Here is a 26,251-nt window from a genome sequence, read left to right as displayed (position 1 = left end):
TCGAGGAAAAATCATGCTCTCGCACGAGGACAACGAGCGGCTGGTAAGGGTTGGCAAGGGCACTCCGCTGGGGGAGTTGTTCCGGCTCTACTGGATTCCGTTTCTGCCATCCGCGGATCTGGTCCGCGATGGCCAGCCGAAGCGCGTCCGACTGCTCGGCGAGGATCTGGTGGCCTTCCGCGACACCGAGGGCCGCGTTGGTCTGGTCGACCAGGCCTGTCCGCACCGGGGCGCGCCGATGGTTTTCGCCCGCAATGAGGATTGCGGCCTGCGCTGCGTCTATCACGGCTGGAAGTTCGACGTCACGGGCGCGGTGATGGACATGCCGGCCGAACCGGTCCGCAGCCGGCTCAAGGAGCGGGTGCGCATCAAGGCCTATGCCTGCCGCGAGCGCAACGGAATGATCTGGGCCTATCTGGGGCCGGATCAGGCCGCGCCTCCGCCGCTGCCGAATGTCGAGTGGAATCTTGTCCCCGAGGAGCAGGTTCACATCTCGGTGCGGGTTCAGGAGTGCAACTGGCTGCAGGCCGTCGAAGGCGAGATCGATTCCGCGCACGCGCCGTTGCTTCACGGCCGTCTCGACGCGCAGGGCACCACCAGCGCCTGGATCCAGAAGCGCGACCTCCGCCCGACCTTCGAATGCGTCAAGCAGGATTTCGGCATGAGCATTGCGGCACGCCGGAACTACGACGCCAATACGCTCTACTGGCGCGTCAATCAGTTCATGCTGCCGTTCTACACGCTGGTTCCGCCGCTATCGCCATTTCCCGATCTGAGCGGCCATGCCTGGGTGCCGATCGACGACGAGAACACGCTCTGCATCATGTTCTCCTATCATCCCTCGCAGCCGCTGCTGGCCAAGACGCGCGAGGTTTTCGCGGAAGGGCATAAGGGCCGGGAGAGCGGCCACGCCAGCCGCCACGCGCTGGTCAAGCAGCCGGTGACGGTGCCGTACGCCGACTATTGGACGAAGTACAATCCGCAGAACGGATATCAGTTCGACTACGAAGCCCAGCGGACGACATGGTTCTCCGGTCTCCCCGGTCTTTGGGTCCAGGACGGAGCGTGCCAGAGCGGGGTATCGCCGGTCGCCGACCGCACCAAGGAGAATTTGTGTTCCAGCGATACCGGCATCGCGATGACCAGGCGGTTCATTCTGGAAGCACTCGGCGCCTATCGCGACCACGGCACCAGGCCGAAGGGCGTCACCGATCCGGACGTGTTCATGGTCCGTGCGGTGTCCTTGCGGCTGCCGCCCGAGGACTCCTGGATCGATTCCGGCGCGCCTTTCATGCGGGCGAAGCTCGGGGCGGATTTCGGCTACGAGCTTTGAGCGCTACGACATGGCCGGCGACCTGCAGGAATTGCGAGTGAAGCGCATCAGCTATGAGGCCGAGAGCATCAACTCCTATGAGCTGGTGCCCCCCGCAGGAGGCGACCTCGGACCCTTCACCGCCGGCAGCCACATCGATCTGCATCTGAAGAACGGCATGATCCGCAGCTATTCGCTCGTCAACGATCAGAGTGAACGGCATCGCTACGTCATCGCCGTCAACAGGGATGCTGCCGGGCGCGGCGGCTCGAGCTTCGTCCACGACAGCTTCAGGGCGGGCGATACCGTTACGGTCTCCATGCCGCGAAACAATTTTGCGCTGCGTGAGGATGCGGAATCGTCGCTGCTGATCGCGGGCGGCATCGGCATCACACCGCTGCTGTCGATGATCCGGCGCCTGCAAGCGCTGAGGCGACCATGGAAACTGTCCTATGCGGCAAGGACGCGGCGGGCTGCGGCATTTCTCGACGAGCTCGGTACCATCGACCCGGCCGCACAGCTCCATGTCCACTTTGACGACGAACATGGCGGGCGGCCCCTCGATCTTGCTGCCATCGTCGGAAATGCGCCGGTCGGCACGCATCTCTATTGCTGCGGCCCGGTGCCGATGCTGGAAGCCTTCGAGAAGGCCACCGCGGGCCGTCCGGCGGAGCATGTCCACGTCGAGTACTTCCAGGCCAAGCAGGCGCCGGCCGTCGACGGCGGATTCGAGGTCAGGCTGGCGCGCAGCAATCGCACGATCGCGGTCGAGCCGGGCAAGACCATTCTGAATGCCGTTCTCGATGCCGGCGTCATGGCGAATTACTCCTGTTCGGAAGGCGTTTGCGGCACCTGCGAAACGCGGGTGATCGAAGGAATCCCTGATCACCGCGACCTGTTCCTCAGCCCGGAAGAGCAGGCGGCGAACAAGACCATCATGATCTGCTGTTCGGGATCGAAATCCGGCACGCTCGTGCTCGATCTTTGACGGCATCATCTCGGAACAAAACCATATGGGTGGAAAGATGCTGGATCGGATCGAAGCGGAGTTTCCGGAGCACACGCCCCGAACATCCGATGCGCCCAAGGCGCTTGCCGGGATCAGGGTCGTGGATTTCTCGCATTTCATTGCAGGGCCGTTTGCGACGATGATCCTGGCCGACATGGGCGCCGAGGTGATCAAGGTCGAGGCCCCCGTGCGTGGTGACGACCTGCGGCGCTACCCGCCAGTCGATGCCAGGCTGAACTATGGTGCGCCGTTCCTGTGGACCAATCGCAACAAGCGAAGCGTCGCGATCGATCTGAAATCGCCCGAGGGCGTCGCGGTCGCACGGGACCTGATCCGCACGGCGGACGTCGTGGTCGAGAATTTCTCCACCGGGGTCATGGAGCGCTTCGGGCTTGGTTACGAGAGTTGTCGTCAGATCGCGCCAGCGATCATCTATTGCTCGGTCTCCGCCTACGGCCGGGAAGGACCTTTCTCGGACCGGCTTGGCTTCGATCCGATCGCCCAGGTCGAGAGCGGATTTGTGTCCATGAACGGCTACGCGGACCGCGAGGGCGTGCGCGCGCTGTCGCCAGTCATGGACATCAGCACGGCGATGATGGCCAGCAATGCCGTCCTTGGCGCGCTTGTCGCACGCGAACGCACCGGCAGGGGTCAGGCCATTGAGGTATCGCTGTTCGACACGGCCGTTCTGATGACCGGCTATGCGTCGGTGCAGCAATTGTTCACCGGAACGGATCCGCAGCGCCACGGCAATACCAGTCCCGACACCTGCCCCTCCGGAGTCTTTCAGGCCGCAGATTCCACCTTCTACATCAACTGCGGCAACGACAAGATCTTCCAGCGCCTGATGTCCCAGGTGCTCGATCGTCCCGATCTTGCAACGTCAGATCTCTACACGACAGGAGCCGATCGCATTCGCCGGCGCGATGAACTGTTTGCGATCCTCGGCGAGGCGTTCGCGCAGCATCCCTGGTCGCACTGGCAGTCGAAGATGCGCGCCGCGGCTGTGCCTTGCGGCAAGGTCCGGACCGTCGGTGAGGCGATCCGTTCTCCGGAAGCGCGCGATCGCGGCATCGTCACGCGGATTCCTCATGATGAAGTGGGGTGGATACCGAACGTCAGCCTGCCGATCCGCTATTCGCAAACGCCGGTCGTCGATCCCGTGGCTGCTCCCGCCGTCGGCCAGCATACCGGGCAGGTGCTCCGCGATCTGCTGGGCTATGATGAAGCCCGCCTCGCGCGGCTGGCCGAGGCTGGCGCTTTTGGTGCGGACGCCCTCCCGCGGGCGGCCAAGCCATGACGGCGCGGGCAACAGGCGAACGCACGCTGCGGGGCCGTGTTGCCGTGATCGGCATCGGCGAAACGAATTACTATCGCCACGGCGCATCGCCCGACCCCGAGTTCAAGCTGGCCCTCAAGGCGATCCTGGCAGCCTGCAACGATGCCGGCCTCGATCCGCGCGAGATCGACGGGTTCTCGTCGTACAGTGACGACCGCAGCGATGCGGCGCGCCTGGCGGCAGCGCTCGGGATACGCCGGCTGAGCACGACCACGATGCAATGGGGCGGGGGAGGCGGGGGCTGCTGCGCAGCGGTGGCCAACGCCGCTGCTTCGATCGTTGCTGGGCTTGCGGATTGCGTCGTGGTGTTCCGTTCGCTGGCGCAAGGGCAATACGGACGCTTTGGACAGGCCGGCGGTATTGGCACCATCTCCGGCGAGAGGGCCTATCTGATGCCGTACGGCGTGCTGGCGCCGCCGCAGCGTTTTGCCATGCGCGTGCGGCGCTACATGCATGAGCATGGCGTGCGGCAGGAAGCCATGCAGGCGATTGCCCTGGCCTCGTACCATCATGCGCAGTCGAACCCCCGCGCGGTGATGTTCGGCAAACCGCTCGATCCCGAAAAGTACAACGCCTCGCGCTGGATTGCCGAGCCGTTTCATCTTTTCGATTGCTGCATGGAGAATGATGGCGCCGCGGCGATCATCCTGGTGCCTGAAGAGCGCGCCGGCGATTTCCGGAACAAGCCCGCCTACGTTCTCGGGGCTGCCACTGGCGCCGGATATCGCAGCGGAGCGATGCCGCATAATTCGCCGCAATATGCCAGCGCCAGTTTCGAAACGCTCGCGCCCGCTCTTTACCGCATGGCCGGGATCAGCCCCGCCGACGTCGACGTCGTTCAAAGCTATGAGAATTTTACCGGTGGCGTGGTGATGGCGTTGGCCGAGCATGGCTTCTTCAAGCCCGAGGAGGCGAACGATTTTCTTGTGCTCGACAATCTGATAGCGCCCTCCGGGCGGCTTCCACTGAATACCAGCGGCGGGAATCTCGCCGAATGCTACATGCACGGCTTCGAGCTGGTGATCGAGGCGGTGCGCCAGATCCGCGGCCAGTCGGTCAACCAGGTCAAGCGCAACGACGTGGCGATGGTGATCGGCGGGCCGATGGTGACGCCGGCCAGCAACCTTCTCCTCGGCTCCGGAGCAACGCTGTGAGCGACACTCCGCGCGCGGCCTATCTTCCCGAGGGGCTGCCGAGTCCGGTCCCCGAAAACGATGGATTATCGGCGCCGTATTGGGCGGGGTTGCAACAGAACCGCCTGTTGGTGCAGCGCTGCCCGCACTGCACGACGTGGCAGTTCGGGCCGGAGTGGCTTTGCCACCACTGCCATTCGTTCGACGTCGAATGGACCGAGGTCGAGCCGCGCGGCCGCATCTTCAGCTGGGAGCGGATCTGGAGCCCTTCCCACGACGCATTGCGCGGGCGTGGACCTTACCTCGCCGTCCTGGTGGAGCTGCCGCATGCCGGACATGTGCGCATGGTGGGGAACCTGCTCGGCGATCCCCTGCAAACCATCACCATCGGGACTGATGTCGAGGGCGTATTCGAGCATCACCATGACGCCGTGCCGCGATATTCATTGCTGCATTGGCAGGCCGCCGGATGAAGGCGGCGATGTGGGGCCAACCGAAGTCAGACCGGCGCGCGCGAGCGGCGGCGGGCGTCGCCGCGCAGACGGACCTTCTCGGTGTTCAGCAGGTGCTCGTTCAGTTTGATGAGATAGCTGCGCATCGTCTCACAAGCGCCCTTGGTATCCTTGGCCTTGATCTGCTCGATCAGTCGCAGGCGGGAGGCGATCACCGGGTCATGGGCGGGTGGTCCGGCGATCAGGACAAAGCGGCGGATCACGGATGCCATGGCTTCCAGAATCGCCGACATCACCTGGTTGCCGGTCGAGTTTGCCAGCAAGGTGCTGAACTCGACGGCCTTCAAGGTCCGCTCCTCGTAACGGCCCTGCCTCGTCAACTCGACGGTCTCGGCCACGTTCCTGCTCAGCCGCTCGATGTCCGCGGGTTTCGCGCGCTCGCAGGCGGCGCGCACCACGGCGTCCATCACCATGAGCCTCGCCTCGAGCAGCGTCGCCAGCGACACATGACCGAAGTCGAGCATGTCACGGAAGGTACGGGTCACCTGTCCGGCGCCGCTCCGGGTGATGAAGGCGCCCCCCCGGCTTCCCTTTCGCATCTCGACGATGCCGGCGATCTCGAGGCTGCGGATGGCTTCGCGCAACGCGGTGCGGCTGACATCGAGCATCTCGGACAGTTCGCGCTCGGACGGCAGCCGGTCGCCGGCTTTCAGTTCGCCACTGACGAGCTTGGCGCGGATCGCATCGCAGATCTCCTCGAAGATCCGGCGGGTCTTGATGGGACGGAAGGACTTTCCGGCAGATCGGCTATCCCTGAGATCACCAGCCGATGGCGCCGGCGTGCCGGCCGCTGTCTTTCGACCGGTACGCGGCTCTGGCCTGGATCGTTGTTGCGGCATGAGTCGTCCCTGGGGTTATCAGGTCTTCATCAGCCCGCACCGGCCTCTTTGCAAGAGCTTCCGCTGGCCGATCAGATTGATATGTGGAAACCGCCGTTGACCGCGATGTGCTGGCCGGTGATGTAGGAGGCGGCGTCCGAAAGCAGGAAACACACCGGCTGCACCACTTCCTCGGGCTGGGCCCAGCGCCCCATCGGAATGCGGGCCAGTATCCCCTCGCGGAACTTGTCGCCACGGATGGTTTCGGTCATGGGTGTCTCGACCACGCCGAAGCAGACTGAATTGGTCCGGATTCCGAACTTCGACCATTCCTTGGCCGAGGTCATCGTCATCCCCAGCATGCCGCTCTTGGCGGCGGCATAGTTGATCTGGCCCATCGCGCCGGCACGCCCTGCGTCGGACGAGATGTTGACGATGGAGCCGACGTTGGTCTCGCCGCCCTTTGCGCGTTGCAGCATGGTGCGGCCCACTGCCTGGGTCCACAGAAACGCTCCTGTCAGATGCACCTCGATGACCGCGTTCCATTGCGCAAGCGTCATCTTCTCCGACATCGCCGGCCGGGTGATGCCGGCATTGTTGACGAGACCGTGGATCGCACCGAACCGCTCGACGATCTTCTCGACCGCATCCGTTGCGAACGCCTCGTCCGTCACGCTGCCGGTGATCGTCATCAATTGGCGGTCGGACGTGTCGTAGGTCGACAGCGTGTCGCGATTGAGGTCGATGGCAATTGCGTTGGCGCCGAGCTCTCGCGCCAGGTTGATCGTGGCTCGGCCGATGCCCTGGCCCGCACCGGTGACGACGACAGTCTTGCCTTCCAGGGAGACGATGTTGCGCATGGCTTTGCGTCCTCAAGCTTCAGATCAGGGTGAACATCGGCGCGAGTGCGCCGTCGGCGCCCGGGCGAACGACCAGGCGGACGGCTGCCCCATTCGACAAGGCGCTCGGCGGACTGTCGACTATTGATGTCATCAGCGTCGGGCCCTCGTCGAGCGTGACATAGGCAAGGACCGGCAGGTCCTTGGCCGCCTGCAGCACGCTGTAGGCGTAGATCGTTCCGGTGCCGCGGCTTTCCAGCCATTCGGTCGTGTCCGAAAAGCAGAACGGGCAGCCAGCGCGCGGATAGAAATGCGGCTGCCGGCACTGCGTGCATGCTTTGATCAGCAGCTTCCCGTCGCGAAGGGCCTCGAAATAGGGCTGGATTTCGGGATTTGCGGATGGTGCAGGGGTTTGCGACACGGGGATTACTGCCTTTCCAGAATGACGGTGGCACTGCCATGACGCGTTCCGAGCGAGCCGCCGGTGCCATGCGCCAGGGCCAGCGCGCAGTTGGGCACCTGCACGGCCGGGTGGGCCTCGCCGCGCAACTGGCGGACGGCCTCGAGCACTTTTGTCATGCCGCCCCGATTTCCGGGATGGTTGTTGCAAAGGCCGCCGCCGTCGGTGTTGAAGGGCAGCTTGCCATGTCCCGAGATCAGATTTCCGTCGGCCACGAAGCGGCCGCCCTGGCCCTTGGCACAGAAGCCGAGATCCTCCAGCGTCATCAGCACCGTGATGGTGAAGCTGTCGTAGATCGAGGCGTATTGGATATCCGATGGACGGACGCCGGCCTCTTCAAAGGCGCGCGGTCCCGACCAGACGGCGCCGCTGTAGGTAAGATCGATCCTGCCACCGGCGGAATGCTTGATCGCCTCGCCGGCCCCGCGAATGCTGACGACCGGTCTTTTGAGGCTTCGCGCGACCTCCGGGGCGACGAGAACGATTGCGCCGCCGCCGTCGCTGATCACGCAGCAGTCGAGGCGATGCAGGGGATCTGCCACCATCGGAGAATTCAGCACGTCTTCGACCGTCACGACGTTCCGCAGCATGGCGTGTGGATTGTGCTGAGCGTGATGGGATGCCGCGACCTTGATCCAGGCTAGTTGTTCCGATGTGGTCCCGAACTCGTGCATGTGACGATTGGCAGCCGCGCCGTACATCGTCGCGATCACGGGATTGAAGGGCGCCTCGAACGGCGCGTCCGCCGTTGCGCCCGGCGCCGGACGGACCTGGCTTTGGCCGGCGGCGCGGGGCCGGCCTGCCAAGGTGATCAGCGCGACGCTGCATTTTCCGAGCGCGATCGCGGCCGCGGCATGGCCGACCGCCAGAACATAGGAAGAGCCGCCGGTATCCGTCGAATCGACATGACGCGGCTTGAGGTTGAGGTACTCGACCATGTTCATCGGGCCGAGCCCCGGCGCGTCGCCTGCGCAGAAATAGCCGTCCACGTCGTCTTTGCTGAGGCCTGCGTCGGCAAGCGCGCCGCGCGCGACTTCGGCGTGGATCTGGGCGAGCGACAGCCCGTCGGCCTTCCGCGTCGGGTGCTCGTAGATGCCGGCGATGCAGGCCTTGCCCCGAATGCTCAAAGATATCTCCTTGGTCTATTGATCTAATGGTCAGTCCATTATATTGATGCCAAAGTCAAGTTGGGCGAAGACCCGCGGACGGAGGAAATGTGAGCGACGAAACCGCGACCATCATCGTCGGTGAACGCACCCGCTCGAAGTCCGAGCTGCTGGCGCGCGGTCGCCGGGCCGCCACCGGGCTTGCGAGGCTCGGCGTTTGCGAAAACGACGCCGTAGCGCTGCTGCTGCGGAACGATTTCGCCTTCCTCGAAGCGACCCATGCCGCGAATGCCATTGGCGCCTATGCGGTGCCATTGAACTGGCACGCAAGCCCCGACGAAATCGCCTATATGTTGGGAGATGCGAATCCGAAGGTGCTGGTCGTTCACGCCGACTTGCTTGACCCGGTGCGCCGGATCATTCCGGCAACATGCGAGGTCCTTGTCGTTTCGAGCGCAGACGCTGGCAATCCCGTCGCTGTGCGGGACGGCGATCAGGATTGGGACCGCTGGCTGGATGAACAGCCGGAATGGGACAGGCCGCCGCTGCCGCCACGCGCGTCCTGGATCTACACCTCTGGAACAACAGGCCGGCCCAAGGGCGTCCGTCGCGAACCGGCAACGCCTCAACAGGCCGCGGCGATGCGCGATCTGTTCCGTGTCGTCTATGGCTGCCGCGAAGGCATGCGCTCATATGTCGGCGGACCGCTCTATCACGCCTCGCCCAACGCCTTCGCGCGGCAAGGCCTGGCGCTGGCCGACACGCTTGTGCTGTCGTCGCGCTTCGATCCCGAAGAGCTGCTCCGGCAGATCGACCGCCACCGTTTGACGACGCTGGTGATGGTGCCGACGTTCTTTGTGCGGCTGCTCAAGCTTCCGGAAGAGGTGCGGCGCAAGTACGACGTGTCCTCGCTCGAACTGGTGCTGCACACGGGCGCGCCGTGCCCGCCGGATGTCAAGCGGGCGATGATCGCCTGGTGGGGACCGGTCCTCGTCGAAACCTACGGCGGCTCCGAGACCGGCGTCGCCACGATTTGCACCTCACACGACTGGCTCTCCAGACCCGGAACCGTGGGGCGTGTCGCTCCCGGCGGCACGATCAAGATATTCGACGAGCAGCGCCGCGAACTGCCGCCGGGCGTCAGCGGCGAGATTTACGCACGCTCGCCGGCCTATCCGGATTTCAACTATCACGGCCGCAATGATGACCGCCGCTCCGTAGAGATCGACGGCCTGATCACCTGCGGCGACGTCGGCTACCTCGATGCCGACGGTTATCTGTTTCTCAACGACCGCAAGCGGGACATGATCATCTCGGGCGGGGTGAACATCTATCCGGCCGAGATCGAAGCGGCGCTTCAAAGCTGTCCGGGGGTTCAGGACTGTGCCGTTTTCGGCATTCCCGATGACGAGTTCGGCGAGCGCATCTATGCGGCCGTTCAACGCGACGCGGGCGCGGCGCTGACTGAAGACGATGTCAGAAATTTCGTCCGCGAGCGCCTGGCGGCATTCAAGGTGCCGCGCGAGGTGGTCTTCCACGACACGTTGCCGCGCGAAGAGAGCGGCAAGATCTTCAAGCGAAAGCTGCGCGAGCCGTTCTGGGCCGGACGTTCAACACGTATTTGAGAGGGACCATGCTTACGCGACGTTCACTCATGAGAAGCGCCGTCGGCATTGCAGCACTTGCAGCGACGCCCGCGCTGGCGCAATCGCCATGGCCCAGCCGGCTGTTGAAGATCGTCGTGCCGCTGCCGCCAGGCGGCGTGATGGACGGTTTGACGCGCGTCGTGGCCGACCGGCTGGCGCAGCGCCTGGGCCAGTCCGTGATCGTGGAAAACAAGCCCGGCGCCAACGGCATGATCGCTGCGAGCGCGGTCGCGGGGGCGGACCCCGACGGCTACACCATCCTCTCCACGATGAGCTCGATCGTCCAGAACGTCTCTCTGCACAAGTCGCCAAGCTACAAGATGTCGGACTTGTTGCCGTTGGCGCCTCTCGGCCGCTTGCCGATCGCGTTCATCGTTCCAAAGACCCTCGGCGTAACCACGTTGCGGGACTTCGTCGAGAAGGCTCGCAGTAGCCCCAAACCCCTGAGTTACGGAACCTACGGCCTTGGCTCGAGCGCGCATATCATCGGCGAAGTGCTGATGAAGAACACCGGCATCAAACTGCTTCAAGTGCCGTATCGCGGCGAGGCGCCGGCGCTGACCGCGATCCTTGCTGGTGAAGTGGACAGTGCCTTCGTATCGGTCGGTGGCGCAGTGGCTCAAAGGGAGAACGCGCTGACGCTGGCGATCGCCAATCCGGCGCGTATGAAGCGCTATGCCGATATACCCACCTTTGACGAAGCAGGATTTCCCGTGCTCGGCCTGACCGGGTTCAGCGGCTTCTTCGCGCCGGCGGCCGTGCCCAAGCCCGTTGCCGATCGGCTCAACAAGGAATTGCGGGAAATCGTCGCGCTTCCCGATGTGAATTCCAAGCTGCTTGATCTCGGGTTCGAAGATATGAGCGACATCGCCGATTTTGCGGGCTTTGTCGACGATGAGGTCAAGCGATGGGCCTCAGTGATCCACGAATTCAATATCAGCATCTAGGATATCCCGGTGGCGATCAACCTCGAGGCGCTCCAGGCACTGGAAATCACCGACATGCGGTTCGCGTATGGGGAGCGCGAGACGATGTTGTACGCGATCAGCATCGGCATGGGACGCGATCCGCTCGACCTGCGCGAACTGCCGTTCGTCTACGAAGGCGCCGCGCTGCAGGCCGTTCCCACGATGGCAGTGGTGCTGGCATCGACCGGGATAATTCGCAAGACCGGCGTCGACTTCACCAAGGTTCTCCATGGCGAGCAACGACTCACCCTGCATCGTCGCCTACCGGCCGCAGGCGAGCTGCTGGCGAATTCACGCGTCGCGGCTGTCTATGACAAAGGCGCCGACAAGGGCGCCGTATTTTTGCTCGAAACGACCGCGCGATCGGCAGCAGATAATGCGCCGCTGTTTACCTACGTCATGACGATCATGGCGCGCGGTGACGGGGGATTCGGAGGACCGCAGGGTTCGGGCCCCGAGCCGCATCAGCTTCCCGAGAGGGCGCCGGACCAGACCGACATGTTCGAAACGCGCCCAGAGGCGGCGCTGCTCTATCGTTTGAACGGAGATCGCAATCCGCTCCACGCCGATCCGAGGGTGGCCGGCCGCGCGGCGTTTGCGCGACCGATTCTCCACGGGCTCGCGACTTACGGGATTGCCTGCCGTGCCGTGCTGCGGACCGTCTGCGACTGTGACGCGGGAAGGGTGCGGTCGTTCGATGCGCGCTTCTCCGCGCCGGTCTATCCGGGCGATCGCATCGTGACCGATATGTGGACCGACGGCGACGTCGTGTCGTTCAGATGCCGCGTCCCCGATCGCGATGTGATCGTCCTCACCAACGGGCGATGCTTCCTAGCCCGATCATGATTTTCGAAGCCATGGGTCTGCGGCCCTAGCACCCCTTACCGTGAGAACAGCTCCTGGTTCCGGCGTTCGAGCTCTTCCCCGTAGGTGCGCAGAACGTGAGCTTCGCTCAAGGTGCCAATCGTGGCGCGATGGTCGGAGCGGTCGACAACCGCGAGCACGTCAGCCTCGCTGCGTTCGAAGGCCTTCAGGATCTCGCGAACCGGCGTGGTCGGAAGCAAGTATTCGTCTAGTTGTTGCGCCAGCGACCCGAGCAGCTCCTCGTCCTGATTGGCGACGGAATGTAGCGTCGCGGCGGGCACGATTCCCGCATAGATGCCGTTGGGATCGCGCAGCACGATCTGGCGGACCTGCGCCGGCGAGAACAGCTTTTGCGCTTCGCCGATCGGCATCGTCGTTGGCGCATTCTCGAAATCGGTGCGCATCAGGGAGGCTGCGCTCATCTGCCGGACCCAGCCGACGTCCTGCGGGCCGCGGATGGCCTCGCCGCGCAGATGAAAGCGCCATGTCGCGAAGCTGTAGCCGAACAGCTCGCGAACGATCAGCGCGCAGACCGATGATGCGACCACCGCTCCAACGGTGACGGAAAAATCGCCGGTGATTTCGAGCGCGAGACAGACCATACTGAAGGGCGCTCCGAGCACGCCGGTTCCGAGCGCGGCGAGTGCCGCAATCGCGGCGGTGCCGGGCTGAAGCGCGATCGTGGGAAGAGGGCCGGTCAGCACGACGCTGTAGAGCTGTCCGATCAGCGCGCCGAGCAGGAGCGAGGCGAAGAACAGGCCGCCGCGAAAGCCCGAACCAAGCGAGATGGCGGAGGCCAGGATCTTGAACACGATTGTGGTCGTGAGCAGGAGCCAGGTCGGATTGCTGACCAGCAGGATCTGCATGGCACCGTGGCCGGCGCCGAGCACGGTCGGCGTCAGCAGGGCGAGGCTCCCGAGGAGGAGACCGCCGAGAATCGGCCGCAGCAGGCCCTTGAACACCGTGATGCGCTGAAAGCAGCGCTCTGAGAATGCGACGGCGAGCATCACGAGGATGCTGACGAAGGCGCAGATGATGCCGATCAGCACCGTCTGGCCGATCATCTCCACGGAAACTGGTGAGGGGAAGCCGGGCACCATCAAGAAGGACTGGTGCGTCAATTGCCGCGCGACGAGCCACGCGGTGACGGCACTGGCGATGACCGGCACGAGACCGGCGGACGTATAGGCGCCGAGCACGACCTCGAAGGCGTAGAAGGCGCCGGCGAGCGGTGCAGAGAACGCGGCACTGATCGCCCCCGCGGCGCCGCAGGCCACCAGCAGCCGCATGTCGTTGCGGCGGGCGGCCAGGCGTTGACCGACATGAGAGCCGAACATCGAGCAGATCTGCGTATAGCCGGCCTCCAGCCCGACCGATCCGCCGAATCCGTTGGACAGCAGTGTCTGGATCGAGATCAGCAGGCTGCCGCGAAAGGATACCCGGCCGCCATAGAGCGCATTGGCCTCGATCGCGTCGGCGAACTGCTGTCCTTTCACGCGCCGGGCGAAGTACAGTCCGATGAGCGCGAGCACCAGGCCGCCGAGCATCGGGACGAGCAGCGTGCGCTGCCAGGAGATCACGCCGGTGGCGCTGAGGTGGGCGTCGAAGGGAATGTCGAACAGCAGGGCGTGAGAGACCTGGCTGAGGCTCGAGATCGCGGCCACCAGTAAGCCACTGAGCAGTCCGACGACGATGGCGACCAGCACAAGGCCGGTCTCGCGGTTGCGCACGAAATTGCGCAGGAACAACGGCAGCAGGCGGATGCCGGGAGCCGTGGCCGGCTTCGCAGGATGTGACGCCTGCGCCATCCTAGGCCGAATCCTGCAGCGGCTCGGTGCGCACGACGCGGAAGCCAATATTGCTGGACGAGGAGTCGGGCGTATTGGAGCTTCGCGCCGCGACGCGATAGCGATTGCAGTAGGATTCGTGGCAGAGGAAGGATCCGCCGCGCATCGATCGATTTGGAGCTCGCTCGCGGTTCAAGGGGTCTCGTGATGGCGTGAGGCGGTGATAGCTCGGCGAGAAATAGTCCTCGCACCATTCCCAGACATTTCCGGCGACATTGTGCAGGCCATGTCCGTTGGGCGCGAAACTGTGAACGGGCGCGGTACCGAAATAGCCATCATCGACAGTGTTGCGGTCGGGAAAGCTGCCCTGCCAGATATTGCAGCGATGCTCACCGCCGGGCTGAAGCTCGTTGCCCCAGGGGTAGGTGGCCTGGTCCAGCCCGCCGCGCGCGGCCATCTCCCATTCCGCCTCGGTCGGAAGGCGCGTGCCGGACCATTGGCAGTAGGCCTGTGCGTCGTTCCAGGAGACGTGGACGACGGGGTGATCGAGCCTGTCGAGGATGCTGCTGCCCGGTCCTTCCGGCTGCACCCAATAAGCGTGCGTCACCGGGACCCACCATGGCGTTTCCTGAACCCGCGTCGTGTGGGTCGCACGTGTATCTTGCGGCAGCAGCCCCTCGAAGACGAAGCTCCAGCCGAAGCGTTCGGCGTCCGTCGTGTAGCCCGTGGCACGCACGAAGTCGCCGAATTGCAGATTGCTCACGGCATGGCAGGCAATGGCAAACGGCGACAGCGTGACGGGTCTCACCGGGCCTTCGCCGTCTTCGACAAAGCCGATGCGGGCAGATCCCATGTGGAAGGTTCCGCCGATCAGCGAGCTCCAGCGGCGTTGGATCGGGGTTGGAGCGGGAGGGATGGCTGCTTGCGTAGCTTCGCCCGTCGGCAGTCCGCTGCCGGCGGCACGCTGGATACAACAATGTGAACGATCCCCAGTCATGTCCTAGTTCTGCTTCTCTTCCTCCCAAAAGGCCGTGCCGCCTTCCGCCTTCATCAGCTCGAGGATCTTCTCGCGAGGGATCACGCCGCAGCGATTGGCCCATTGCTGATACTGTGCCGCCATCTCCTTGACGCGGTCCGGATGCTGCGCGGCGAGATCGTTCATCTCGGTACGGTCGGTCTCCATGTCGTAGAGCTCCCAGGGGCCGGGATACTTCCGCACCAGCTTCCACTTGCCGACGCGGACGGCCGCATTGCCCTCGTGTTCCCAGAACAGCGGGCCGCGGTTGCCATAGGCCGAGGCGAATGACGGCACGAGGCTCTCGCCTTCGCAGGGCAGGATGGCGTTGCCGTTGTACTCCTTGGGGTAGGTGGCGCCGGTGACGTCGAGGATGGTCGCCATCACGTCGGTGAGCTGGCTCGGATTGTGCCGCAGGCCGCCCTTCTCGGAGATGCCGCGCGGCCAATGCACGATGAACGGGGTCGCGATACCGCCTTCGTGGATCCAGTGCTTGTAGAGACGGAACGGCGTGTTGGACAGGTTGGCCCAGGCGGTGCCGTAGCTTTGGTAGGTGTCCTCGGCGCCGGGCATCAGGGTCGGGTCATTGCCGAAACGCACCGGCCTGCCGTCGCGTGTTGTGGCCTGGGCGATCATCAGCTGGTCGACCAGCTCCTTTGCCGTGACGCCTTCCGGAATGTCCTCGGCGCAGGCGCCGTTGTCGGAGAGGAAGATGATCAGCGTGTTGTCCATCTGGCCGGTCTCTTCCAGCGCCTTCAGGATCCGGCCGATGCCCTGGTCCATGCGGTCGATCTGGGCTGCGTAAACCTCCATGCGGCGCAGCGTCCATTCGCGCTGCTCGGCGTCGGTCCACGGCGGCTGGGTCGGATCGCGGTCGGTCAGGCGCCAGTTCGGATGGATGATGCCGTCGTCGACGAGGCGCTTGACGCGCTCCTCGCGCAGCCTGTCCCAGCCCGCATCGAAGCGGCCCTTGTACTTGGCGATATCCTCGTCATGGGCATGGAGCGGCCAGTGCGGCGCCGTATAGGCGACGTACTGGAAGAACGGCGCGTCGGGCTTCTGCGCCTTGTGCTGGCGGATGAAGGCGGCGGCCTGATCGCTGATCGCGTCGGTGTAGAAGAAAGACGGATCCTTCACCGCCTCTTGCTCGATATTGTCGTTGCCGCGGGTGAGCGTGTTGGGATGGTAGAAGCTGCCGGCGCCGATGATGGTGCCGTAGAAATGGTCGAAGCCGCGCTGCATCGGCCATGCATCGGTGGGTTCGGTCAGGCTGCTGGCAATGTGCCATTTGCCGCTGAGGTAGGACGTGTAGTTCTTGCTCTTCAGCGCTTCGGCGATCGTCACGCAGCTCTTGTTCAAATTGCCGGCGTAGCCCTCTGGGCCGTTGCTGTAGGTGAGGATGCCGATGCCGGTCTGGTGCGGATGCAGGCCGGTGAGCAGCGAGGCGCGTGAAGGGCTGCAGCGGGCGGTGTTGTAGAACTGCGAATAGCGCAAGCCATTGGCCGCGAGGCGGTCGAGGTTCGGCGTCTGGATCTCGCCGCCGTAACAGCCGATGTCCGAAAAGCCCATGTCGTCGTTGAGGATGAGCAGGATGTTGGGGCTATCGGGGGTCTTTGCGCCATTCGGCATGTTTGTATCCTCGTTCTTGACGTGTGGCGTTGCTAGTGGCGGCGCGTCAGGCTGATGCTGAGGCGGAAATATTTCGGCAGGTACACGGCGCGCAGCAGCTCGAGCGCCCGTCCGCCCTTGCCGAAGGTGACGCGCTCGATGGAGAGCAGGGGCGAGCCGACCTTCACCCCCAGCAGCTTGGCGCTGCCGGCGTCGGCGAGGTCCGCGCTGATGGTCTGCTGAGCGTCCTTGATGGCGAGGCCAAGCTCGTCCTCGAAGACGCGGTACATGATGATCGAGACCAGGTCGCGCTTCTCGAGCTCGAGTCCGATATCCGGGGGGTAGAAGGCGTGCTCGATGGCGATCGGCGTGTCATCCGCGAGCCGCAAGCGCCGGAGCTGCCAAACCGCGCGTTCGCGCAGTTGCTCGCGAACGGCGGCGTCGTGCCGGTTGGTCATGCCCTGCTGCAGGATCTTGGCGCCGGCCTGGTAGCCGGCGTCGCGGATGGTTTCCGAGAAGCCCATGAGACGGCCGACCCAGTTTTCAGGCTGGTTCGAGCGCAGGAAGGTACCGCGGCCGCGCGAGCGGTCGAACATGCCTTCGTTCACGAGGGGTGCGATGGCGTTTCGGATGGTGATACGGCTGACACCGAAATGACGGCCGAGCTCGGCCTCGGTCATGAGGCGGCCGGTCCCGTCGATCAACTTGCCGTCACGCACCTGACTGCGAATGGATTCGCGGATCTTGACATGCAGGGGCGTCGAGCCCTCCGTGGCGACATCACTGCCCAGCGGTACGGGCTTCTTCTTGCGCGTTTGAACAGTCATGGTGTCAAAGCCGCATGCGTGTCGCTGGATCGAACAGGTGAATATCTTGCGGACGGGCCGTGATCGAGATCGTGTCGCCTTCGCCGGGAATGTTGCCGTCGGCGACGCGCATGCGGATCATGGTGCCGGCGCAGTCGAGATCGAGCACGGCGGTATCGCCGAGATCCTCGATCAGATCGACGCGCGCGCCGAGACCGCCTTCCGCCATGCGCAGGGCGCCGGGCCGAAGGCCGACCACCACGTCGCGCTCGCCTGCGATCGTGGTCGTTGTCTTCAGGCGATGGCCTGCGATGATGACGTCGCCATCCACGTACCGGGCGGGGACGAGGTTCATCGGAGGATTGCCGATGAAACCGGCAATGTCGATCGAGTTCGGGCGGGCGAACACCTCGGCCGGCGTGCCGACCTGCTGGATCTCGCCCGACATGAACACCGCCATGCGGTCCGCGAGCGTCATGGCCTCTTCCTGGTCGTGAGTGACGTAGACGGCGGTGACGCCGAGCGAGCGCTGCAGCTTCTTCAGCTCGGCGCGCGTTTCCAGCCGCAGCTTCGCGTCGAGATTCGACAGCGGTTCGTCGAGCAGGAACAGGCGCGCCTTGCGTACGATGGCGCGGGCGAGCGCGCAGCGCTGCTGCTGGCCGCCCGAGAGCTGGCCCGGCTTGCGTTCGAGTAAATGATCAATCTTCACCTTGCGCGCCGCGTCTTTCACGGCGGGCGCGATCTCTGATTTCGGCAGCTTGGCCATCTCGAGCGGAAAGGCGATGTTCTCGGCCACCGTCATATGGGGGTAGAGCGCGTAGCTCTGGAACACCATGGCAATGTCGCGATCGCGCGCGTCGGTCGAGGTGACGTCCTTGTCGTCGATCAGCACGCGGCCCGTGGTCGGCGCGTCGAGGCCGGCGAGGATACGCAGCGTGGTGCTCTTGCCCGAGCCCGACGGGCCGAGCAGGGCGAAGAACTCCCCCGGCTTGATGTCGAAATTCACGTTCTTCAACGCGGCAAACTGGCCGTGCAGCTTGACGATGTTGCGAAAACTGACCTGACCCTGACCGCTCATCGGCGCCCTCCGCCCTTGACTGCACCGACCGTCAGCCCCTTCACGATATGCTTCTGCGCGACCACGCCGAGAACGACGACAGGCAGCATGGCGAGGACCGAGACCGCGGCGAGCTTGGCCCACAGCGTCTGCTCGACGGAAACGAAGTTGAACATGGCGACCGTGACCGGACGCACCGTGTTGCCGCTCAGCACGACGGCGAACAGGAATTCATTCCACGCATTGAGGAACACGAACACGATGGTCACGGCGATGCCGCCACGGACCTGCGGAATGATGATCCGCCACAACGTCTTCAGTCGGCTGGCGCCGTCGAGATAGGCGGCTTCCTCCATCTCAAAGGGAATGTCCTCGAAATAGGAGACCAGCAGCCAGATCGCGAAGGGCAGTGAGAACGACAGATAGATCAGGATGATGCCCTGATAGGTGTCGATCCAGCCGATGTTCCGCAGCACCAGGAAGTAGGGGATGATGATGCCGACCGGCGGCAGCATCTGCGTAGCCAGCACGTAGAAGCCCGCGAACTTCTTGCCGCGAAAGCGCAGGCGCGCCAGCGCGTAGGCCGCGGGCACCGCCATCAGCATGGTGACGATGGTGGTTCCGACGGAGATGATGACGCTGGAGAGCAGGTTCGGCAGGATCGATCCTGAGCCGAACAGCACGTCGCGATAGGCTTCCAGCGTCGGCGCAAACACCAGCTTGGGCGGATAGGCCAGTACGTCGGAATCGGTCTTGAGCGAGTTCAGCACGCTCCAGAGGATGGGAAATGCCCAGGCCAACAGGAAGACAGTGGAGATAGCCAGCAGGGCGATGATGCGGAGGCGCTTTGCAGTCATTTCGCCCTCCGCATCGCGAACAAGATGCCGGAGATGATGATGGTCACGATCAGCAGCGCCACCGCGAGCGCCGAGCCGTAGCCGATCGAGAGCTCGGTGAAGGATTTGCGGTAGGCATAAAGATTGAGGATCTCGGTCGCGGTGCCGGGCCCCCCGGCGGTGACGGTGAAGATCGCCGCGAACGCGGTCAGCGCCACCATGGTCCGCATGATGATAACCATGACGATCGCCGGGCGCAGCAAGGGCAGGGTGATGCGGCGAAAGCGCTGCCAGGCGGAGGCTCGATCGAGCCGCGCGGCCTCGTAGATATCTTCGGGCAAGGAGGCCAGCGAGGCCAGCAGCACCATGAACGCGAACGGCGTCCACTGCCAGGTATGGATCGCGATCACCGAGACCATCGCGAGCGTGGGATCGCCAAGCCAGTTCTTGCTGCCGAGGCCGGCGTTGATGGCGAGGAAGTCGACGATGCCGAACTCCGGCGCCAGCATGAAAGTGCGCCAGATCATGCCGACCACGGCCGGCGACAGCACCACGGGCAGGATGGCGATCACCCTGAACCAGCCTTGGCCGCGCTTCATGTCCATGACGAGCAAGGCAAGCGCCAGGCCGATGATGACCTGGAGCGTGACGGTCGAGCCGGTATAGACGAGGCTCACCAGCAGCGAGGTCCAGAAACGTTCGTCCGAAAGCAGAACTTGGTAGTTCTCGAACCCGACGAAGCCGTTGGTGAACGGCATCGCCAGATCCATCCGGAACGCGCTGGTGTAGACCAGGAAGAGCAGCGGAAACGTCGTCGTGGCGAGCAGCGCGAGAAATGCCGGTGCAAGCAGGGCCGCCGCAAAGCGGCGCTCGCGCTGGGCCAGGACGCGGCCGAAATCGCTGCGAGGCTCCTCGCTCGCGATCCCGGCCGATGTCACCGCTGTGGTCACCATGGTTCAGCCGCGCATCATCGGTTCGATGCGGCGCTGCGCATCGTCCAGTGCAGCCTTGATCGTGGCCTGGCCGGAGAGGGCGGACTGGATCGCGGTTGCCATGGTATCGCCGATCGCCGGCCATTGCGGCACGCGCGGACGCCAGTCGACGTCGGTATCCTCCTGCAGGGCGCCCATCGTGGCCTCGACGAAGTTCTCGCCAAAGCCGTTCATCAGCTTGATGTAGTCGGGGTCCTTCCACACCGAGGTGCGGTTGACGCCGGAGCGTTTGGTGGGCCCGGCGAACTTGTGCGCGGTGCGCGCCTGGGTCTCGGCGCTCGCGGCCCATTGGATGAACAGCCAGGTCGCCTTGCGCTTCTTCTCCGGTAGCGCGGCATTGATCGGGAAGCCCCAGTTCCAGATCGACGTCGTGCGCTTGCCCGAGGGACCCTTGGGCCAGCGGGCATAGCCGACCTTGCCGATCACCTTGGACTTTTCCGGGTTGTTGATGACCGAAGCCGACGAGTGCGCGTCGATGTAGCTGGCGACGGTGCCTTGCGAGAAGGCATCGGCGATATCCGGCCAGTTCCAGTTGGCCGCCGCCGTCGGTGCGTACTTCTTCATGATGTCGATGTACCAAGCGAGCGCCGCCTCCGCCTCGGGACCGTTGACGGTGAGCTTGCCGCCCTTCATCCAGTCGCCGCCGAACTCGCGGAAGATCGACGGATAGATGTACATGTTCTGGCCGGCACCCGCGACGCCGCGCAGCGCCGCGCCCCAGACGCGATCGTTTGGCGTGTTCAACGCCGCCGCGTTGGACATGTAGGCCTCCAGCGTGTCGGCCGGCTTCAGGCCCTTCGCATCGTAGAGATCCTTGCGATAGACCTGAATGGTGACTTCACCGTCATAGGGCATGCCATAGAGCTTGCCGTCGATGCCGTTGGCGCTGCGCCAGGCCGGGATGATGTCGTCGAGCTTGAACCATGCCGGGTCGGTCAGCGACTTGTCGGCGAGATAAGTGTCGAGCGGCTCGACCCATTTGTTCGCGGCATAGAGCGCGTAATACATGGGATCCGCCGCGTGGGTCGCGTAGGTGCCGGTCTTCGAGGTCAGGTCGATGACGCTCTTCTGCCGAATCTGCGCCGGCGGAATTTTTTCGAAGCGGACGTCGATGCCGGTCAGCGCCTTGAATTGTGGCGCCAGGGTGATGAGGTTCTCGAAATAGCTCGCAGGAATCACGGCCACCGTGATGGTCTCGCCGGAGACCTGCTGCCAATCGATCTGAGCGGCCTTGTAAGGCGCAAGGTCGGCGTCCTGCGCTGCGGCTTGCCGGAGAAAGGCCGGACCAAGCGTCGCGAGAGCGGCGGCTGCGGTTCCGGTCTTGAGTAGCGTTCGTCGCGTCGGCGTGAATGACGGCATGCTGTCCTCCCGAAAATCCGGATTTATACTTCCGGTTAGTTAGGACATTTGCCTAAATGTTATAACAAGTCAACACGTCGATCCGGGTTCGCGCCGGCGGCGGGCCTGGCCGGCGACATGACGTCGCGCGACCCTCGGCTTGGAGCGGACCCGACGTTGTGGGCGTGCATATTCATGCGCTTCGCATGCTATTGATCGATCGCTCTGACGGTCACGTGGACGACGGTCCGTCTGCCGAATGGCTTGGGATACGACGCGCTGACCGCCGGACGAATGTTCTCGCGAGGAATTGGCGGCGAGGCTCAGCGTTGAGTTTTGACTTTACGGCCGGCTATTCAACCGCTCTGACGAACTCAGTCGTTCCGTTTTGAGGCCTTGCGCGCCGGCCCAGCCTTGTCATGTTGTGCCTTCAGATTCCATGCCCGGATCCATTGAATCACAAATTCGGCGAAGGCTTCGGCTGCCGGCGGAATCGAGCGCCGCAAAGGCCGATAGAGACACACCTCGCGCACGGTCTCGGGCTTTGTAATGCGGCGCATCGTGAGCCCCAGCGGCCGAGCCACGACTCCGACATAGGCCGGAGCAGGCGTGGCGGCGAGCCCTTGCGCCGCGATGCCAAGGGCTGTGGTGATGTTGTCGACTATCTGCGGAGGAGCGATCGGACTTGAATTCGGAGCGGAACTCCGCATCTCAGCAACGCTGACCTCGTGATCCCGGCTCGCGGCGACGAGGTTGACATTGCGAAGGTCGTCCCAGCTCAGCACCTTCCTGGTCGCCAAGGGGTGTTCTGGCGCAAGCCACAGCACCCAGGGGCTGCGGAAGATCGCCTCTCGGATCACGGCTGGATCGGGAGGGCGGTCCGGCCCTACCGCCAAGTCGACGTCTCCCGCTGCGACCCGATCCACGGTCAGATCAACGGGTACGTCTCGAATATGGATGGCAACGTTCGGACGCTCTCGTCTGAATTCGCGCACGGCCGGCGGCAATACGGCGCTCGCCAGGATCAACGGGGCGCCAATCCGGACCACGCCTGCGGAACGGTTGCGAACATCCGCTGCGGCAGTCTCGGCGAGTTGTACGTGCCGAAGGACAGTCTGTCCAATGCCCAGGAATTCGCGGCCGGCGCTCGATAAAGCAACGCGTCTCGTGCTGCGGTCGAACACGCGAAATCCTGTAATGGCCTCGAGCTCACTTACGAGCTGGCTGACAGCCGACGATGTCAGGCCCAGTCGATCGGCAGCGGCGGAGAAACTGAGAGTATCAGCGACAGCAACGAACGCTTCGAACTGCCGGATCGTGATGCGGGTGAGCGACATGCCCCATTATTAAGCATTCCTGATCAATTGCAAAGAATCGATCGTTTGTCCTGGAGCGCTCTCCTGCGCAAGAATTGCCCCGCTGATCCTCGGCATCGGTCGTGGCGGCGCCCAATCTCAATGATGAAGAGCGGAGCTCACCGGATGTGAAGCTACCGCCGCGGCATCTGGAGGGAACTGTGCTCGATCCTTGGCCGGCGCCGCTGCCGCCCTCACTCTTTGGCCGATCACAGGCGGGATTCTTCTGGTCGCCTTGCAGGCCCACAGCTCGTGCCCTCTGGACACGGACGAGCATCGCAAATGATTGAGCACGAAACCACCGGCGAGAAGATCGCTCGGTCTCTGATCGCGCACGGGGTGGATACGGTTTTCGGCATCCCCGGCGCGCACATGTATGACTTCAACGACGCTCTCTATGGCCGCCGTGCCGAGCTGCGCTTCATCCATACCAGGCACGAGCAAGGCGCCGGTTATATGGCCTACGGCTACGCCAAGTCGACCGGGAAGCCCGGGGTCTACTCGGTCGTGCCCGGCCCCGGAGTGCTCAACTCCGGCGCCGCGCTTTGCACCGCCTACGGCGCAAATGCTCCCGTTCTCTGCGTCACCGGCAACATCATGTCGCACTTGATCGGTCAGGGGCGCGGCCAGCTCCATGAGTTGCCCGATCAGCTCGCGACATTGCGGAGCTTCATCAAGGGCGCGGAGCGCATCAACCATCCAAGCGGCGTCTCCGACACCATGGCGAACCTGTTTACGCGCATGCTGTCGGGGCGCCCCGGACCGGTTGCCGTCGAGGCGCCATGGGACGTTTTTGGAGCAAAAGGACCGGTGGGCGCAATCGCCGTCGGCGTTCCCCATCTTCCGCCGGCCATCGATCCTGATGCGATCGCCGCGGCCGCGGCACTGATCGCAAAGGCCAGGAATCCGATCATCATGGTCGGCGGCGGGGCTGCGGATGCGGGCCCCGAAGTCGCCGAACTGGCTGCGCGGCTTCAAGCACCCGTCACCGCGCACCGCTCGGGCAAGGGAATCCTGCCTGGTGACGATCCTCTGGCGTTCAATTCGGTCGCAGCCTTCGAGCACTGGAAGAAGGTCGACCTCCTGATCGGCATCGGCAGTCGCCTCGAGCTGCAATATATGCGCTGGCGGTGGCTTCCGCCGGGGCTCAAGGTCATCCGTATCGACATCGATCCGACCGAGATGGTCCGTCTGAAGCCGGATGTTGCGATTGTGGCGGATGCGGCGGCAGGGACCAGGGCTTTGACCGCCGCGATCAGTGGAGCGTCACCTGCCTCGCGCGAAGATGAATTCCGCGAGATCAGGGCCAAAGCGCAGAGCGCCTTCTCGGAGGTGCAGCCTCAGAAGGCCTATCTCGACGCTATTCGCACCGTACTGCCTCGCGACGGCTTTTTCGTCGAGGAAGTGAGCCAGATGGGCTTCACGGCGCGGTTTGGCTTTCCGGTCTATGGGCCTCGACAATACGTTACATGCGGCTATCAGGACAATCTTGGCTTCGGCTATAACACCGCGCTCGGCGTCAAGGTTGCGCATCCGGACAAAGCCGTGGTTTCCGTCTCCGGCGACGGCGGGTTTCTGTTCGGACTCCAGGAGATGGCTACCGCGGTTCACCACCGCATCAACGTCGTCGCCATCGTCTTCAACAACGCGTCATACGGCAACGTTCTGCGCGATCAGCGGCAGTCGTATCAGGGCCGCTTCATCGGGTCCGACTTGACCAATCCGGATTTCGTCAAGCTCGCCGAATCCTTCGGCATGCCTGCCTATCGTGCCGCATCCCCGGAAGCCCTGAAGCGCACGCTCGCAAAAGCCCTCGATCTCGACTCGCCGGCGCTCATCGAAGTGCCGATCGAAAAGGGCTCGGAAACGAGCCCCTGGCCGTTCATTCACCCGGCCGAGCCCAGCGCGTCCGATCGTCGCCGGACATGATCAAGGAGTGAGCATGACAATTCAAACCCCCATCGCAGCTCTGCCCTTAAGCGAGGCCAGCAGGGCCTTCCTCTCGCGCAAGCACAAACTCCTGATCGGCGCGCAGGACGTTGGAACGCGGAGTGGCTCGGAAATTCCAGTGCATGATCCGGCATCCGGCGCAGTCATTGCGGCGGTGCCGGCCGGAGGCAAAGCGGAGATCGATGTGGCGGTGGCCGCAGCCCGCGCTGCCCTCGACGGCCCGTGGTCGAAGCTCCGCCCTGCCGATCGCGGACGACTTCTGCTCAAGCTGGCGGATGCGGTCGAGGCCGACGGTCAACTGCTGGCGGAAGTGGAAACGGCCAACAACGGCCAATCGATCGGTATTGCGCAGGCGCTCGAAGTGGGGGCTTCCGCCGAACACCTGCGCTACATGGCGGGGTGGGCGACCAAGATCTACGGTCAAACGCTGGACGTCTCGATCCCGATTCCGCCCGGCACCCGCTATCGCGCAATGACGCGGAAGGAGCCCGTTGGCGTGGTCGGCGCCATCGTTCCGTGGAACTTCCCGCTCCTGATGGCGGTCTGGAAGATTGCGCCGGCGCTGGCTGCCGGGTGCACGGTCGTCTTGAAGCCGGCAGAGGAGACGCCGCTGACCGCGCTGAGGCTTGGGCAGCTGATCCGGGAGGTCGGTTTTCCCGACGGCGTCGTCAATGTCGTGACCGGCTATGGTCACGAGGCCGGTGCGGCGCTGTGCTCCCACCCCGGGATTGACAAGGTCGCCTTCACCGGCTCGACCGAGGTCGGCAAGCTCATCGGACATGCCGCGATCGACAATATGACACGTTTCTCGCTCGAACTCGGCGGGAAATCGCCGATGGTGATGTTCGATGACATGAATCCCGAGTTGTTCGGGCTCGCCGCCAATCTCGGCGTCTATTTCAATCAAGGACAGGTCTGCACGTGCGGTTCGCGCGTCTACATCCAGAAATCGATCTTCGACAAGGTGGTTGAAACGTTTGTTGGCGTCGCCAACGGCCTGAAGATCGGATCTGGTTTCGATCCCGCCAACCAGATCAATCCTCTTGTTTCGGTCAAGCAGCAGTCGCGTGTCCTTTCTCTGATTGAAAGAGGCGCGACCAAGGGCGCCACGATTGCAGCAGGTGGAACCTCGGTGGGTGATGCAGGCTACTTCGTCAAGCCGACCGTCATTATCGGCGCCAACAAGACGAACACGCTTGTGCGCGAGGAGATCTTCGGGCCGGTGGTTGCTCTGCTTCCATTCACCGACATGGCCGACGCCATCGCTCAGGCGAACGACACGGAGTACGGGCTTTCTGCCTCGGTGTGGTCGCGCGATATCGATCGCTGTTTCACGTTTGCGGATGCGGTGAAGGCAGGCACGGTCTGGATCAACACGCACAACGTGGTTGATCCGAACATGCCGTTCGGCGGCTACAAGCAATCCGGTCTCGGTCGCGAACACGGGGCCGTTGCGGTCGAGAACTACCTCGAAACCAAGGCGATCTGCTTGGCGTTCTAG

The 26,251-nt window shown here is 63.9% G+C and carries 23 protein-coding genes; 10 read left to right on the top strand and 13 right to left on the bottom strand.

What is annotated here, in order from left to right; genetic code table 11:
* Nucleotides 1-13 precede the first annotated feature (13 nt).
* The 5 genes from DCM79_RS19725 to DCM79_RS19705 are packed head-to-tail and all read left to right on the top strand — an operon-like array spanning nt 14 to nt 5,266.
* Nucleotides 14-1,333: a Rieske 2Fe-2S domain-containing protein gene (locus DCM79_RS19725; protein WP_257175933.1), complete on the top strand. Its 1,320-nt coding sequence runs from the start codon at nt 14-16 to the stop codon at nt 1,331-1,333.
* A gap of 10 nt (nt 1,334-1,343) precedes the next feature.
* Nucleotides 1,344-2,300 (top strand): PDR/VanB family oxidoreductase, encoded by a 957-nt coding sequence (locus DCM79_RS19720; protein WP_257175930.1) that lies wholly within the window; start codon nt 1,344-1,346, stop codon nt 2,298-2,300.
* Nucleotides 2,301-2,337: 37 nt separating this feature from the next.
* A complete protein-coding gene (locus tag DCM79_RS19715; RefSeq protein WP_257175929.1) occupies nt 2,338-3,621 on the top strand; it encodes a CaiB/BaiF CoA-transferase family protein in 1,284 nt (427 codons plus the stop codon).
* Nucleotides 3,618-4,814 carry an acetyl-CoA acetyltransferase gene (locus DCM79_RS19710; protein ID WP_257175928.1) on the top strand — a complete coding sequence of 399 codons (1,197 nt, stop codon included), beginning with the start codon at nt 3,618-3,620 and terminating at the stop codon, nt 4,812-4,814. The genes DCM79_RS19715 and DCM79_RS19710 overlap by 4 nt, the downstream gene beginning before the upstream one ends.
* Nucleotides 4,811-5,266, top strand: coding sequence for a Zn-ribbon domain-containing OB-fold protein (locus DCM79_RS19705; protein WP_257175927.1), 456 nt, complete (start codon nt 4,811-4,813; stop codon nt 5,264-5,266). Before DCM79_RS19710 ends, DCM79_RS19705 begins: the two co-directional genes overlap by 4 nt.
* 26 nt (nt 5,267-5,292) lie before the next feature.
* On the opposite strand, the gene DCM79_RS19700 is transcribed toward DCM79_RS19705, so the two are convergent.
* From DCM79_RS19700 to DCM79_RS19685, 4 genes are all read right to left on the bottom strand, one after another.
* Nucleotides 5,293-6,144, bottom strand: coding sequence for a FadR/GntR family transcriptional regulator (locus DCM79_RS19700; RefSeq protein ID WP_257175926.1), 852 nt, complete (start codon nt 6,142-6,144; stop codon nt 5,293-5,295).
* Nucleotides 6,145-6,215: 71 nt separating this feature from the next.
* Nucleotides 6,216-6,983 carry an SDR family NAD(P)-dependent oxidoreductase gene (locus DCM79_RS19695; protein WP_257175925.1) on the bottom strand — a complete coding sequence of 256 codons (768 nt, stop codon included), beginning with the start codon at nt 6,981-6,983 and terminating at the stop codon, nt 6,216-6,218.
* Between the two features lie 19 nt (nt 6,984-7,002).
* Entirely contained in the window at nt 7,003-7,383 is a 381-nt protein-coding gene (locus tag DCM79_RS19690; protein WP_257175924.1) for a Zn-ribbon domain-containing OB-fold protein, read from the bottom strand.
* A 5-nt stretch (nt 7,384-7,388) separates the two neighbouring features.
* Nucleotides 7,389-8,549 (bottom strand): thiolase domain-containing protein, encoded by a 1,161-nt coding sequence (locus DCM79_RS19685; protein WP_257175923.1) that lies wholly within the window; start codon nt 8,547-8,549, stop codon nt 7,389-7,391.
* Nucleotides 8,550-8,638: 89 nt separating this feature from the next.
* Here DCM79_RS19685 and DCM79_RS19680 point away from each other — a divergent pair, with 89 nt between their 5' ends.
* From DCM79_RS19680 to DCM79_RS19670, 3 genes are read left to right on the top strand one after another with little or no spacing between them, the layout of a single operon-like run.
* Entirely contained in the window at nt 8,639-10,153 is a 1,515-nt protein-coding gene (locus DCM79_RS19680; protein WP_257175922.1) for an acyl-CoA synthetase, read from the top strand.
* Nucleotides 10,154-10,182: 29 nt separating this feature from the next.
* A complete protein-coding gene (locus DCM79_RS19675; protein WP_257175920.1) occupies nt 10,183-11,121 on the top strand; it encodes a tripartite tricarboxylate transporter substrate binding protein in 939 nt (312 codons plus the stop codon).
* A 9-nt stretch (nt 11,122-11,130) separates the two neighbouring features.
* Nucleotides 11,131-11,988 (top strand): MaoC family dehydratase, encoded by an 858-nt coding sequence (locus DCM79_RS19670; RefSeq protein ID WP_257175919.1) that lies wholly within the window; start codon nt 11,131-11,133, stop codon nt 11,986-11,988.
* Between the two features lie 35 nt (nt 11,989-12,023).
* On the opposite strand, the gene DCM79_RS19665 is transcribed toward DCM79_RS19670, so the two are convergent.
* From DCM79_RS19665 to DCM79_RS19625, 9 genes are all read right to left on the bottom strand, one after another.
* Complete coding sequence (locus DCM79_RS19665; protein ID WP_257175917.1) at nt 12,024-13,814, bottom strand: chloride channel protein; 1,791 nt, start codon at nt 13,812-13,814, stop codon at nt 12,024-12,026.
* A 1-nt stretch (nt 13,815) separates the two neighbouring features.
* Nucleotides 13,816-14,790 (bottom strand): formylglycine-generating enzyme family protein, encoded by a 975-nt coding sequence (locus DCM79_RS19660; protein ID WP_257175916.1) that lies wholly within the window; start codon nt 14,788-14,790, stop codon nt 13,816-13,818.
* A gap of 3 nt (nt 14,791-14,793) precedes the next feature.
* Nucleotides 14,794-16,437 carry an arylsulfatase gene (locus DCM79_RS19655; protein ID WP_257175915.1) on the bottom strand — a complete coding sequence of 548 codons (1,644 nt, stop codon included), beginning with the start codon at nt 16,435-16,437 and terminating at the stop codon, nt 14,794-14,796.
* 32 nt (nt 16,438-16,469) lie between these two features.
* Nucleotides 16,470-17,243, bottom strand: coding sequence for a GntR family transcriptional regulator (locus tag DCM79_RS19650; protein ID WP_257175914.1), 774 nt, complete (start codon nt 17,241-17,243; stop codon nt 16,470-16,472).
* A 4-nt stretch (nt 17,244-17,247) separates the two neighbouring features.
* Nucleotides 17,248-18,300 (bottom strand): ABC transporter ATP-binding protein, encoded by a 1,053-nt coding sequence (locus DCM79_RS19645; RefSeq protein ID WP_257175913.1) that lies wholly within the window; start codon nt 18,298-18,300, stop codon nt 17,248-17,250.
* Nucleotides 18,297-19,136 (bottom strand): carbohydrate ABC transporter permease, encoded by an 840-nt coding sequence (locus DCM79_RS19640; RefSeq protein WP_257175912.1) that lies wholly within the window; start codon nt 19,134-19,136, stop codon nt 18,297-18,299. The genes DCM79_RS19645 and DCM79_RS19640 overlap by 4 nt, the downstream gene beginning before the upstream one ends.
* Nucleotides 19,133-20,068 (bottom strand): carbohydrate ABC transporter permease, encoded by a 936-nt coding sequence (locus tag DCM79_RS19635; protein WP_257175911.1) that lies wholly within the window; start codon nt 20,066-20,068, stop codon nt 19,133-19,135. The genes DCM79_RS19640 and DCM79_RS19635 overlap by 4 nt, the downstream gene beginning before the upstream one ends.
* 3 nt (nt 20,069-20,071) lie before the next feature.
* Nucleotides 20,072-21,466: a sugar ABC transporter substrate-binding protein gene (locus tag DCM79_RS19630; protein ID WP_257175910.1), complete on the bottom strand. Its 1,395-nt coding sequence runs from the start codon at nt 21,464-21,466 to the stop codon at nt 20,072-20,074.
* 353 nt (nt 21,467-21,819) lie between these two features.
* A complete protein-coding gene (locus DCM79_RS19625; protein WP_257175909.1) occupies nt 21,820-22,782 on the bottom strand; it encodes a LysR family transcriptional regulator in 963 nt (320 codons plus the stop codon).
* Between the two features lie 300 nt (nt 22,783-23,082).
* Here DCM79_RS19625 and DCM79_RS19620 point away from each other — a divergent pair, with 300 nt between their 5' ends.
* Together DCM79_RS19620 and DCM79_RS19615 are read left to right on the top strand one after the other, a co-directional pair.
* Nucleotides 23,083-24,729, top strand: coding sequence for a thiamine pyrophosphate-dependent enzyme (locus tag DCM79_RS19620; protein WP_257175908.1), 1,647 nt, complete (start codon nt 23,083-23,085; stop codon nt 24,727-24,729).
* Between the two features lie 13 nt (nt 24,730-24,742).
* Nucleotides 24,743-26,251 carry an aldehyde dehydrogenase gene (locus tag DCM79_RS19615; RefSeq protein WP_257175907.1) on the top strand — a complete coding sequence of 503 codons (1,509 nt, stop codon included), beginning with the start codon at nt 24,743-24,745 and terminating at the stop codon, nt 26,249-26,251.

It is taken from the genome of Bradyrhizobium sp. WBOS07, assembly GCF_024585165.1.
Lineage (GTDB): Bacteria > Pseudomonadota > Alphaproteobacteria > Rhizobiales > Xanthobacteraceae > Bradyrhizobium > Bradyrhizobium japonicum_B.
The sequence above is the reverse complement of the archived record's forward strand: the minus strand, read 5'-3'. Positions and strand labels throughout refer to the sequence as shown.